This window comes from Mucilaginibacter sp. FW306-07-L (genome assembly GCF_058782065.1).
In genome coordinates this window covers 582554-595522 of record NZ_JBYSXI010000002.1, presented here as the reverse complement: position 1 = coordinate 595522, position 12969 = coordinate 582554, and the positions used below count along the sequence as shown (strand labels likewise).

Sequence of the window (12969 nt, the reverse complement as noted above, 5' to 3'; positions counted from 1 at the left end):
ATCTTTAACATTTTTAGGTGATGAATAAACAAAAAAGGTGATGAAAAAACAGTGAATTATAAAAATACTTAGGGTGCATTTTTAGTCAATTCTGCTTAAATCGGGGAAAGCAGCTTTGATTGTTGAAATATGATCTTTAGTAACCGTCAATTGATCTTTCCTTAAGTTTTGTTTAACTAACAAAAATTCTTTTTTAATAGATATTCGAAGCGTATTTCTCGTCAGTCCGGATTGATAGCCCTCAACGATTTTTTGATTGACAATAACCTCACGGTTTATCCTGAATAATCCTTTGCTATGAAAACGGGCTTCTAAGCTGTTCATTGATTCACGGGTAGTATAAGTATTATTATCTTCTGTAAGAGCGCGGGTGTAATTACCCGATTTATAAAAGCAATATATGTTTTCCGGTAGCAACAGTATCTGGCTCTTTTTGTAACGAATTTCCAATAGTTCCTCGTCAACTACATTTTTGGAATCATGGGCTTCTGATTCTTGATTTAAAAATGACTCCTCTCCATGCTCGTCGTTAGATAATAGCCCCCTATTTAGTTCAGTACTTTTACGCCAATAATAGTATTGGGCATGTAAGAAGTAATAAATATTGAGAAGTGACAAGAGTAGGGAGACATACAAAAAGTCCTGTGGGAAAAACCGGTTAGTGAAAATATTTTGCCCATCTACGTAATGATAGATTGCAAAAACGGCAAAATCGATTACCAGTGGAGCTGCAAAACAACGGATAACCTGTTGGACAAACCTTTCCAGAGTATCTTCATTCCATGGATATTTGTTGTCAAGACGAACTATCAAATGATGTATGATATAAAACAGGAATAAAGCAACTGAATAACTGGCAATAAAAGCTTTCCAAAATTTTTGTGAATGCAAAGCTTCACCTAAGTCAAAGGGACGGCCTTGAAAGAGCACAACTAATGTGCCTGATAAAGCGGCGATGATACGGAAGTAGGTATTGTTATAAGGAACGGCGCTCATAAAGATTTTGGCTGGTAGAAAGATTTTACTTTGAATAAAATTACAAAAGCTAATCTTAACAATTTTCTACTTTGTCGTTATTCGATAAAAAACCGTTTTTGCCATTTAAAATGCACTGTAAAAGGCCGGGATCATGCCCGGCCTTAAATCATTTTGAACCACTTAATGAATTGAGCTTTTCATGCAGTTCTACAAGCCCTGCTTTTTGCAGCATCTCGTGGGCAAGCGTTGTTAACCCCTGCAAATCCTCTTTGGATACGTTTACTAAAACCCCATCACTATCGTTCATTTCGCCCGTTAGTCCGCGTTCGATAACACTGTTTAATACTAAAAGATTCTTGCGAGAGACTTTCAAATCAATCTTCACCACTTCATTCATGCCAGGGATACTCATAATCGTATCAAATACCTGGGCCGCTACATTTGTTGTTGCCATAATCGCACGTTTTAAATTAGATTTTTACTGGTATCAAAGTTAGCCGACAAGGCTATACGCATCCTGCCCGAAATTTGGGCATGATAGGTAAAATCCATATGGCCTCCCTAATTTTACATCAGTAAACTGAATGTGAAAGTGAAAAGATGCAGTTATGGAGTTCAGGGAAAGCAGGCTTACCATTGCGCAAGCCAAAGAAAAAGATATGGTGACAATCCTGTCACAGATGGGTTTTGAGGCTGTAAAAGTTAGCCGTAATGACTATTGGTATCACTCACCTTTAAGGGATGAAAGGTCGCCGTCTTTCAAAGTAAACCGAAGGATAAATAGGTGGTATGACCACGGCATTGGCAAAGGCGGCAACCTGGTCGATTTTGCCGTGCTGTTTTGGGCGTGTAATGTATTCGAAGCACTCCAAAAATTGGCCGGTAATTTTTCCCTTCAACAGCACCCGGCGAAGCCCTTTAAAATTATTCCGGAACAGGAAGCGCAGATTAAAATTTTAAGTACAGCTGCGCTATCTTTACCGTCGCTTTTAAACTACTTTCAACAGCGTGGTATTATCTTTGAGATTGCCCATCAATTTTGCTGCGAAATACGATATGAGCTTAACGGCAAAGCATGGTTCGGCATCGGCTTCAAAAATGATTTGGGCGGCTATGAAATCCGCAATGCTTTTCATAAGCTGAGCAGCTCGCCCAAGAGCATTACGAGTATCAAAAATGGTAGCGATGCAGTAGCCGTGTTCGAGGGCTTTTTCGACTTCCTATCTTTCATGGTTATTGCAGGCAAGGAAAGCTTTAAAGACCTTGATTTTATAATCCTAAATTCACTTGCTTTTTTAGAAGGTACCCGCCACATTCTGTACCGCTACTCAAATGTGTTGCTGTTCCTTGATAATGACGCTGCCGGGAAAACCGCTACCAAGCTTGCCCTGACCTGGGGCAATTCTTACCATGATAACAGTAGCCTTTATGTTGGTTACAATGATGTAAACGATTGGCTTATAAAATCCCGCCATCACACTGCAACCACTTTAAGGGACATCCTTTCAATTAAAGAAAAACCTCCAAATCTTCTATAAATCTGAAAAAAGGTAATATTCAGCATTACGCTTTTTAGCAGCTTTTAGGACTTCCTTAAAGCAGTCTGAGTTTGCCTGTTCTAGCAAACGGCCAGATAAACGGTTGTCGTACAACCGGATCTGGCTGCCTATTCCCTCGGAACTCGGGGGCAGTGTTGCTACAATGATATAATGAGTTTGAAACGTGAAAATGATAATGTGATGGAAAATGAAAATTCAAACAGGACAAGACGTGTGATTTTCAGGCTGACACCGGAAGAGTACGCAAAGATCGAACGTAAATGCCAGGCTTCGACCTGCAAAAAACTGAGCGATTATTTAAGGCATTGCCTTTTTGAGAAGCCGGTAGTAACGCTTTACCGCAACAGCTCCGCTGACGATTTTATAACAGAAACCGGCAAGCTACGCTCTGAGCTTAATGCCATAGGTAACAATTTCAACCAGGTCGTTAAGCGCCTGCACACCTTACCGCAGGCCGCTGAATTCAAAAACTGGCTTATGGTTTTTGAGGTTGAAAAGCGCACCCTTTTCAATAAGGTTGAGGAAATAAAGAATCATATCCAAAAGGCTTCGGAATCATGGTTGCGGTGATCAAATCCGGCAAGTCGCTGCACCGCGTTTTTAACTATAATGAGAACAAGGTAAAAGAGGGTGTGGCACAAATTATCGGGGCTGAAAACTATCCTTTCGACCCCGATAAGATGACAGTAAACATGCGTTTGAACAGGCTGCTAAAACAGGCGAAATTGCGTCCGAATGTGCAGGTTAACAGCGTGCATATATCGCTCAATTTCGCGCCTTCAGAAAATCATTTTGACAATGAAAAATTAATGGAAATCACGCGCTCGTATATGGAAAAATTAGGTTTTGGTGAGCAGCCCTTTTTGGTGTACCGGCACTATGATGCCGGGCATCCGCATTGCCATGTGGTAACCACAAATATCACTTCGGAAGGGCAGCGCATCGACCTGCATCATTTAGCCGCAAAAAAGTCTGAGCAAGCTCGTAAGGAAACGGAAGAATTATTTGGTTTGGTTGTGGCAGAGGGGCGGCAGCAGAACCCTAAATATGAGTTAGAGCCAATTGCGATGGGAACGGTAAAGTATGGCCGCATCCAGTCAAAAAAAGCGATTACAAAAGTGCTTGACGGGGTGCTGCCGGTCTATCGATATGCCAGCCTTGCCGAGCTCAATGCCGTGCTGTGCCAGTATAATGTATTGGCTGACCGGGGCAGTGAAAATTCCCGAGTATTCAAAGCAAATGGTTTAGTGTACCGGATACTGGATGATGACGGCAATCCGGTTGGGGTGCCGATTAAGGCCAGTGACTTTTACAACAGCCCGACTTTGAAATTCCTGGAAAGCAAATTTGATAGTAATAAAGTGAGGCGGACGCCTTTTAAGAGCCGGGTTAAAAATGCTATTGATATGGCGCTATTGCGGAATAAAATAAGCTTGAAGGATTTGGTACAGACACTAAAAGACCAGGGTATCCATGTTGCCCTACGCCACGCTGAGACCGGGCTGATCTATGGTGTCACTTATGTTGACCACACCACTAAATGTGTCTTCAATGGCAGTGACCTTGGCAAGCAATACAGTGCCAAAGCTATCCAGGAACGTTGCCAGGCTGCACCAAAACAGGGGCAGCATTTGGCAAGCCATGCAGCCCCTTTGAATATGGGGTTACAGCCGCCTTCGCAAGCTTCAGCGGCAGAAACCAAAGAGCCGGAATTATCGCATGGTAATGCCAACCTGATGGATGTGCTCATGCAGCCCGAACAGGTATCCGATTATGTTCCTTATCCGCTTAAGGGTAAAAAGAAAAGAAGGAAGAATAAACGTAAAGGACTTTAAAATTTTAAGCTATGGCTATGCAAACAGGAGAAAACGAAAAGGCGCTGCGCAAGATACTTGACATGACGCGGCTCATCAGCATGGTGATATTGGTTATCCATTGCTACTATTTTTGTTATACTGCCTTCCAGCAATGGGGGCTGAGCAGCAGGTTCAGCGACCGTCTTTTAGGCAACGTTTACAACACAGGGCTGCTGTCAAATTTCGTCAAGTCAAAGCTTATCGCTCTGGGCTTTCTGGCTATTGCGCTTATGGGTGCCAAAGGGCGCAAGGATGAGAAGCTGAACCATAAGACAGCGTTCGCTTATATCATTACCGGCGTGCTGTTATATTTTGCCAGCTACCTTGCGCTGAAATTATCCCTTGAAATCAGCTGGCTTGCCATTATCTATATCGCTATAACAGCCGTAGGCTATCTACTGATATTAACGGGCGGTACTTTGCTGTCCCGTATCATTAAGAACAGGCTGAACAATAAAGATATATTCAACAAGGAAAATGAGACCTTCCCGCAGGAAGAGCGGTATTTGGAAAACGAGTATTCGATAAACCTTCCGGCGCAATACTACCTGAAAGACAAGGTACGCAAGAGCTGGATCAATATTATTAACCCGTTCCGCGCTGTCATGGTTCTCGGCACCCCCGGTGCCGGTAAATCCTATTTTGTGATACGGCATATTATCACGCAACACATCCGCAAAGGCTTTACCATGTTTGTGTACGATTTTAAGTTTGATGACTTATCCAAAATTGCCTACAACACCTGGCTGAACAATAAGGATAAGTACAAAAAGGCACCAGCCTTTTATGTGATTAATTTTGATGACCTTTCGCGCAGCCACCGGTGTAACCCGTTGGAACCATCGGGCATGAGCGATATTACCGATGCAGCGGAATCGGCACGTACCATCCTGATGGGCCTGAACCGCGAATGGATAAAAAAACAAGGCGACTTCTTTGTAGAATCGCCGATCAACTTTCTCACTGCTGTAATATGGTACCTGAAGAAGTATAAAGACGGTGAGTTCTGTACGCTGCCGCATGTAATTGAACTGATGCAGGCCGACTATGACAGCCTGTTTACCTTGCTTCGGACAGAAAAGGAAATTGAGGTACTTATCAACCCTTTTGTGAACGCCTACTTAAATGACGTTATGGAGCAGCTGGAGGGGCAAATTGCCTCGGCAAAAGTAGCAATGGCGCGGCTGTCCTCGCCCCAGCTTTATTATGTACTGTCCGGCAACGATTTCACACTGGACATCAATAATCCCGATGAGCCCAAGATCGTCTGCATGGGCAATAATCCTCAAAAAATACAAATTTACGGTGCTGTACTTTCTCTTTACGTAACACGCCTTGTAAAGCAGGTCAATAAGAAGGGTAAGCTTAAGAGCAGCCTGGTTTTTGATGAGTTCCCCACAATCTACCTGAACAATATGGACAGCCTTATTGCAACGGCCCGTAGTAATAAAGTATCCACCTGTCTGGGCATCCAGGACTTCAGCCAACTCCGCAAGGACTACGGGCGTGAGCAGGCCGATGTCATCATGAATATTACTGGCAATATTGTTGCCGGGCAGGTAACGGGCGATACAGCCAAGCAATTGTCGGAGCGTTTTGGTAAGATTATGCAGGACAGGGAAAGCCTTTCTATCAACAGCGGCGACACTTCCATAAGCCGTTCCAAGCAACTTGAATCCGCGATACCGCCATCTAAAATATCGGCGCTTAGCTCAGGTGAGTTTGTAGGCATGGTAGCCGACGATCCGGATTGCAAAATCGACCTTAAAGCCTTCCATTGCGAAATATTAAATAACCATGAAGGCCTCAAAAAAGAACAGGATAATTATAAGGATATTGAAGTCATCCGTAAACTCGATAACTCAATGGTGAACCGCAATTATCTTCAAATCAAACAAGATATAGATGACATTATCCGCTTTGAAATGGAGCGCTTAATCAATGATCCTGGGCAGGCACATTTAGTCATCAGAAAAAAGAAGTAACGTAGGCTTAAAATCGGAAAACCATTTCAGCCAGAACAACTCTGCCAATAAGGTTATAGGAAGATTCACTTTGATAGTAATCTGAAATTGAAAATGTTTTGAACCGGGTATAGTTGGTCAGGTTTCTTCCGGTTAAGATATACTCAAATTTTTTATTCTTTGAGCGTAAAGTCAGTTCCGCATCCACAAAAGTATAATCACTGCTGATCGAAGTGTTCGGTACCAGGTAAGTCAATGTCATGTTGCCTTTAAGCCTGCCTTTATTATCAAAGGTCAATTTCAGCGCATCATTGAGATTGGTGAATGTATTTTGTCTCCTGTTTTCCAGGTAAGAGGAACTGATGTATAAGTTGAGTTTATTTTCCAGGTTAAACCCTCCGTGAAAGGCAGGACGTGCTGAAATGCTTGTATTAAGCATTCTATACTGCACATCCCTAAGGTCAGAATTGTTAACGATGTTTTTGCTGAAGGATAGCATATAACTGCTTTCCAGTTGAAATGTAGTTCTTGTAAAGTGCAGGTATTTTTCTCCATTCAAATTAAAGGTCAGATCCTGATTTCCGACGGGAAGCAGGAATGCGGTCGATATAGAATTAAAAACGTTTATGTCCGTACGGTAGAAGTAATTGTTTTTCCGGTACGAATAATTTATACCACCGCTTAACTTTTCAAGTGCTGTTCGGTTCTCATAATTTAGGTTGACGATAAAGTCATGTGTTTTTAGAAAACGTAAGTCGGGCTCGTTATTACTGAAACTGCGGTAACTGGTAAGAATGATGCCGCTGTAAATATTCCTTTCAGAAGGAACGGCTTCATTGTAGCTGTAAGCTGTATTTAAAATATACTTCGGGCCAATTTCATAACTGGCCTGGAAATATGGCGCGGTTACCCAATGTTCTGATTTAGTTTCTTGGGCATCTATCTCATCATGATGCAGCAGACTGTAATACGATAATTTTACACTGCCGGTTAATTTCAACTTTTTTGTGACCGTGGAATTCACACCGGCTGAAACGTGAGGGGATTGGAACCGATACTCCATATTGTTCTGATAATCCGTATTGGTATAACTGTCTTCCGACGTAGTGGCATTGAGGGTAGAATTAATGCGGCTTTGGACAAAAGAATAACCTGCATCCAGGTCTAATACAGTCTCCTCCCTTAATTCGTAAAGATAACGTGCTTTTCCCAAGGCCACCTTTTTCTCAAACCGGCTGTACTGGTCGTTATACAGAATGTCTTCTGTAATCGCTTCCTGGAAATTTAAGCCCGGATATAAAAGATAGGTTTGAGGAGCCTCGTTAAAAGAGAATGTGGCCGTAGCAGTAAATGCAGCGGCATCGTTAAGTCGATTTGTGAAATTTAAATCATGCTTCGTAAACAAATTTTCAGTGTTGACGCGATTGTTTTGCACGATCCCATTGTTACTGCTCAAATTGCTATATAGCACGTCCCGATAAGTTATTTTTCCATTATATTCCCACATAATATCTCTGGTTGGTTTATCAGTGGCCAGTAGCGCCGCATTATATACCCTGGGCTTCTTTATCAGGCGATCCGTTTGCTCAACAGTCAGCGTTTCACCATTCAAAAAATATTTTGTTACCGACTTATTATTTCTACGTAGTCGGTCATCATATATGCCAATATTGGTTTTTACCGATAATGTAGGGCTCAGTTTAAATATTGAATGGAGACTGCCGAAAAGATTGTTGTTGATATTAGCATAATCACTATTAAGGGTTGTAAAAAAATATCCCTGGTTGATTACTTCTGGCGCTAAAAAAGAAGCTTCGCTCATCGCCTCTACCGACAATATAGATGAGCGGAAATTATAAGGGCTGGAATTGTTACCAATATTGTTATAACTGACAACCCCAAAAGCTTTTACTTTTTTGTTGACCGCTATGGCAGTTGTGGAAACAGCATACTTATCCGTTATACCGTAACCCGGTTTGACGTTTCCAGAAACGTCGGTTTTCCCGCTCTTAAGTTTAAGATTGATGACTACCTGGTCTGAATTAACCAAGTCTTTAAGAAGGGGATTATCATTGTAATGCTCAATGGCTTGTACGGTTTCCACCATCTCTACATCAATATTCCTGCTGCCGGTCGCATACTGACCGCCGAAAAGATCATCGTTGTCTAACAATAATTTACTAATGGTTTTGCCTTTGTACTTAATCTCACCGTTATCCATTACCCTTACACCCGGCAAATTTTTAAGCAGGTCTTCTACCACTTTCTCGGATCCGTCCCTAAAAGCTTCAGGATTAAAGCTTACGGTATCTTTTTTAACAGTGACAGATTGTCTATTTTCTATGATAACTTCCTTAAGTTCAGTAAGCCTGGGTTCAAGTTTAAAATCATAGGTGATGACCCGGCCTTTAGTTATTCCTTTTACTATCGTGCTTTGGGGCTCATACATAGGACTGACCACTTCGAGAATCAGTGAATCCGCTTCATGATTAACTATCAAGGTGTATTTGCCATACAGATCTGTTTCTGTGTATTGTACAATTTTGTCCAGCGATGCCGGCGACTTGACCAGTATGGTAACAAAAGGAACAGTTTCGCTTTCATCTGAAACTGTTCCTTTAATGGTCTGTCCGTAAAAAGAATATCCTACCAAGAGGAAAACATAGCATATCAGCCGCTCTAATTTAATCATCAATCAGGTATTCAATTTCACGTTTCGGGATGCTGGACTCTGACACGACACCGTCCGGTGTCTCAGGGCGGTAGTTAACGATTTTTTCAAATCTTAGCTTATACTCTTTGGTATACTGCTCCCAGTTAATCTGTGGCTTTTTGTTATCGGCAAAGGGATTGCTTATTTCTTCCGAAGTTTTCCTGACCTGTAACGCTTTAATATTAACACATCCGTCATCGGATTTGACTTCCAAAACTAAACCGGGAAGCCCGTCAAACTTGAAAGGTCCGTCACGATAAGGAAGCTCGGTTGTAAAGTAAACATGGTACTTTCTTCCTCTGAAGTCGCCGGTTGCCTCTTGGCAGTTATATCCCAGGATTGTTTTAGACTTAGTGGTAATATTCCAGTGAATGGAATAGTCAACGTCTTTCAGAAGCTTATTGATTGTCAGTGCTTGTACAACATACTTTTCCTTTAAATTCTTGTACATTCTCATACCCCTGGACTTTTTATTGGGGTCTGACATTTGTATATAATCCCTGTAAGGAGTTACAATGGTAGTGTCTATCGGTAAAGTATAATAGATGCTATGGCTGTCATCGGTAACAAGCTCATTAGTAGCAACCATTGCACTCCCGTATTCGAGCGTATCAAGAAAGAAAGTCTTATAACTTACCGTAAGCGTTTGACTGTATAAGCTAATGCTAAATAGCAGGAATAAGGATAAAGTTTTCATTTTACCCTGCATCAGCGACCATTTGTCTTGCAAGTGACGTAGCTACCGCCAAAGCGGTATCATGTGCTTCAGTACATGCCAGAGCATACGTTTCGTCAAATGTTTTACCTGGATCAACGCACGCTGTTATCTCAGCATCCGCAGAATAATATTGCTCTTCGTGCCAGATACCAACGGTGACTTTCTTTTTACAGCAAACCTGATCTCCAAAGGCTTCTTCAGTTAACGTTAATTTTAGCGAATCTCTTTCGGCCGGATTTCCGTTAGATGCAAATGTTGCGGCGGAAAACAGCAACGCCGCAATAGCAAGAAAATTTTTCATAAGATTAAAGTGTGTTAAAATATTATTTATAAAAGTGGTAGGTTCGCAAACAAGCTAACTTGAATCACTATATTTTCAATAGCCTTGTTTCTATATATTGATAAGAATCAACCACCTTCAGCCTCGCTGATCATAGCCTTTACAACTGCGGTTGCAACAGCTAACGCGGTATCATAAGCTTCGCTACATGCCAGGTCATGTGTGGCTTCTTCGCCTTCCTTAAGTAAATCTAAGCAAGCAGTGATAGTTGCCGTGTAAGAATAAGATACATCATGTGACACTATGGTAACACTGGCTGATTTTCGACAGCAAACATCTGTTAAAAGTACTTCCTGCCCTTTATCTGAATGGGGAGCTACCGGTACAGTAGGATTATTTGATGCCAGTGAGGCAGTAGTTACAAATAGCCCGGCAAAAATGAATTTTTTCATTCGAGAAAATTTTAGGATTTCTTAATTGGTTTACTGTGGTCCCGCGGCTATGGCTGCCGCAAGATTTCGTTTAGCTTCAGCGATAGCTACTTTGTTTGCATCATCACATGCCTGATCTTGAATAGTCTGAGGGTGATCTCCTTCTTCCAGGTCTATACATACATTAGCTTTCCCTGAACCGCTATAAACATAGCTACCGTCAAAATAACTAAAGAATGCGCTTTTTTCGCAACATATTGATTCTACTGCATCGGCATCGATAAGTTGAACTTTCGGAAGAATTGGAACATTTGCTTGTACAGCAGCGCTGGCACCTAATGCAGCGCACAATAACAAAATTTTCATAATGATTGGTTTAAAATTATATTCCAATATTATGATACTTTTATGTTAATAAAGGTTAATAATTAGTTAAAATTTAACAAGTTTCACGATAAATTTTGTCTTATACTTTCGAGTCTTGGTATTTTGCTACCTCTCTTACTAAATCCAATAATATATGTTGAATGTTTCCGGTAATGAAACTCTTAAGTTGATATTCTTTCAAGGCAAGACTACACTCAAATCCCCAAATTTCAATTATCTCATTAAGCAAAATGTCATAGGCTTCATAAAATTCATTATCTGAAATTAAAGTCAGTATCTCTTTATCCTTTTTTTGTACGCGCTTGTACACAATACCTTCACTAAGCGTAAGCAGGACGTACGTTTTTCCGTCTTTGATTTCGTTTTTATTTTCTAAAAAGCGTCCAATGATAAATGACCCGTCAGTATGCGGCGGCATGGAATCTCCCTCAATGGGGAACGCACGATATTTTTGGCCTTGCTTAAGAAATGGCAGTGAAATATGCTCCAGGCTTTCAATAAATTCCGGGTCAGCATAACCTGTTGTGTATCCCGCTTTGGCAGTGTGTGGAATAATTTCGATGTAGTTTTCTCCTTTGGAGTCCACCGTAATGGGCAGCAAAATACGATTGCCTTCCAACTTTACCAATTCATTCATCGGTACCCGGCGCAGGTCCACGGCCAGGAGCAAGTCTATGCTGACATGGAAGTATCGGGCGATATTCTGAAGAAGGCTTAAAGGCGGCTCTGAAACACCGTCTTCGTATTTGGCATAGCGGCCGCGCGTGATGATCAGGTCATCGGCAACCTTCTGCTGGGAGAGCTTGCGCTGTGCCCTTAAATACCTCATGTTCTCTGACAGGAATGACATTGCTAATATTTTTAGCAACAAATGTAATAATGTTTGCTATAATCCATCCTAATTTTGTCGGGAGATAAATGTTAAATGTTATGGAGAGGGCAATTGTTCACATGGATTTGGATACGTTTTTTGTGTCGTGCGCGCGGCTAACCAACTCACAATTAGAGGGTATCCCGTTAATTATTGGTGGTGGCGACCGTGGCGTGGTGGCATCCTGTTCCTACGAGGCAAGGGTGTTCGGTGTGCGTTCTGCCATGCCCATCAAAATGGCTTTACGGCTTTGCCCGCAGGCAAAAATTGTCAAAGGTGATATGGAATACTACTCCAAAATGTCCCATACGGTAACAGAGATCATTGAGGAAAAAGCGCCGGTAATGGAAAAGGCGAGCATTGATGAGTTCTATCTCGACCTGACCGGGATGGATAAATTCTTTGGTTCCTATCAATGGACCAATGAGCTTTCGCAAAGAGTAACAAAGGAGACTGGCCTTCCTATCAGCTTTTCATTATCGGTTAATAAGACCGTCTCCAAGATTGCCACAGGCGAAGGCAAACCCAAAGGGCACCTGGAAATTCCTTCAGGATTGGTACGCCCTTTTTTGAACCCGCTATCTATCCGCAAGATACCGATGGTCGGTGAAGTAACATTTAATCTTTTATCGCGTATCGGAATCCGCAATATCGGCACGCTTTCTGAAATGCCGTCCGAAGTTTTGCAGCAGATGATCGGCAAGAACGGCCAGGAACTGTGGAAGAAGGCCAACGGGATTGACAATACCCCCGTGCAGCCTTATACCGAACGCAAGTCAATCTCTACCGAACACACTTTTGACCAGGACACGATGGACGTGCGCCTGCTGAAATCCATGATCAGCGGCATGGTGGAACGCCTGGCCTTTCAGTTGCGCGATGAAGAGTGGCTGGCTTCTACCGTTGTGGTGAAAATACGCTATGCCAATTTTGATACCGAGACCAAGCAGTGCCGGGTAACCTATACTTCAGCCGACCATAAGCTAAGCGAGGTAGCTATCGGCCTTTTTGATAAGCTCTACCAGCGGCGCATGCGCCTGCGCCTTATCGGTATCCAGTTTGCCGGACTGGTACGCGGCACCTACCAGATCAACCTCTTTGAAGACACACAGGAGATGATGGCCCTGTACCAGGCAATGGATAAAATGAAAAAGCGGTTTGGGGCCAACGCAGTAGCACGGTGCGCGGGTGCATTTTTAAAATCTGAATGAT

The 12969-nt window shown here is 42.2% G+C and carries 13 protein-coding genes; 5 read left to right on the top strand and 8 right to left on the bottom strand.

All coding sequences use genetic code 11. The features are described from left to right. Positions 1-81: 81 nt before the first annotated feature. Positions 82-996: a LytTR family transcriptional regulator DNA-binding domain-containing protein gene (locus AC3WJC_RS12750; RefSeq protein WP_492399497.1), complete on the bottom strand. Its 915-nt coding sequence runs from the start codon at positions 994-996 to the stop codon at positions 82-84. 148 nt (positions 997-1144) lie between these two features. Next, on the bottom strand, positions 1145-1432 hold the full coding sequence (locus AC3WJC_RS12745; protein WP_492399496.1) for a hypothetical protein: 288 nt from the start codon (positions 1430-1432) through the stop codon (positions 1145-1147). A 154-nt stretch (positions 1433-1586) separates the two neighbouring features. On the opposite strand from AC3WJC_RS12745, the gene AC3WJC_RS12740 reads away from it, so the two are divergent. The 4 genes from AC3WJC_RS12740 to mobC all read left to right on the top strand — a co-directional run bounded on the left by AC3WJC_RS12740 (position 1587) and on the right by mobC (position 6378). Beyond that, a complete protein-coding gene (locus tag AC3WJC_RS12740) occupies positions 1587-2516 on the top strand; it encodes a DUF8464 domain-containing protein (RefSeq protein ID WP_492399495.1) in 930 nt (309 codons plus the stop codon). A gap of 171 nt (positions 2517-2687) precedes the next feature. After that, complete coding sequence (locus tag AC3WJC_RS12735) at positions 2688-3107, top strand: plasmid mobilization protein (protein ID WP_492399494.1); 420 nt, start codon at positions 2688-2690, stop codon at positions 3105-3107. Continuing rightward, positions 3095-4372, top strand: a complete 1278-nt coding sequence (locus AC3WJC_RS12730; protein WP_492399493.1) for a relaxase/mobilization nuclease domain-containing protein — start codon at positions 3095-3097, stop codon at positions 4370-4372. Before AC3WJC_RS12735 ends, AC3WJC_RS12730 begins: the two co-directional genes overlap by 13 nt. 17 nt (positions 4373-4389) lie before the next feature. Beyond that, entirely contained in the window at positions 4390-6378 is a 1989-nt protein-coding gene (mobC, locus tag AC3WJC_RS12725; protein WP_492399915.1) for a conjugal transfer protein MobC, read from the top strand. A 7-nt stretch (positions 6379-6385) separates the two neighbouring features. On the opposite strand, the gene AC3WJC_RS12720 is transcribed toward mobC, so the two are convergent. The 6 genes from AC3WJC_RS12720 to AC3WJC_RS12695 all read right to left on the bottom strand — a co-directional run bounded on the left by AC3WJC_RS12720 (position 6386) and on the right by AC3WJC_RS12695 (position 11736). Further along, positions 6386-9049 carry a TonB-dependent receptor gene (locus AC3WJC_RS12720; protein WP_492399492.1) on the bottom strand — a complete coding sequence of 888 codons (2664 nt, stop codon included), beginning with the start codon at positions 9047-9049 and terminating at the stop codon, positions 6386-6388. Continuing rightward, a complete protein-coding gene (locus AC3WJC_RS12715; RefSeq protein ID WP_492399491.1) occupies positions 9042-9767 on the bottom strand; it encodes a GLPGLI family protein in 726 nt (241 codons plus the stop codon). Before AC3WJC_RS12715 ends, AC3WJC_RS12720 begins: the two co-directional genes overlap by 8 nt. Before the next feature lies 1 nt (position 9768). Next, complete coding sequence (locus tag AC3WJC_RS12710; RefSeq protein WP_492399490.1) at positions 9769-10089, bottom strand: hypothetical protein; 321 nt, start codon at positions 10087-10089, stop codon at positions 9769-9771. Positions 10090-10196: 107 nt separating this feature from the next. Next, positions 10197-10520 carry a hypothetical protein gene (locus tag AC3WJC_RS12705; protein ID WP_492399489.1) on the bottom strand — a complete coding sequence of 108 codons (324 nt, stop codon included), beginning with the start codon at positions 10518-10520 and terminating at the stop codon, positions 10197-10199. Between the two features lie 30 nt (positions 10521-10550). Further along, positions 10551-10865 (bottom strand): hypothetical protein, encoded by a 315-nt coding sequence (locus AC3WJC_RS12700; protein ID WP_492399488.1) that lies wholly within the window; start codon positions 10863-10865, stop codon positions 10551-10553. Between the two features lie 100 nt (positions 10866-10965). Next, positions 10966-11736 carry an XRE family transcriptional regulator gene (locus AC3WJC_RS12695; protein ID WP_492399487.1) on the bottom strand — a complete coding sequence of 257 codons (771 nt, stop codon included), beginning with the start codon at positions 11734-11736 and terminating at the stop codon, positions 10966-10968. Between the two features lie 68 nt (positions 11737-11804). Here AC3WJC_RS12695 and dinB point away from each other — a divergent pair, with 68 nt between their 5' ends. Then, a complete protein-coding gene (gene dinB / locus AC3WJC_RS12690; protein ID WP_492399486.1) occupies positions 11805-12968 on the top strand; it encodes a DNA polymerase IV in 1164 nt (387 codons plus the stop codon). The last annotated feature ends 1 nt before the right edge of the window (position 12969 follow it).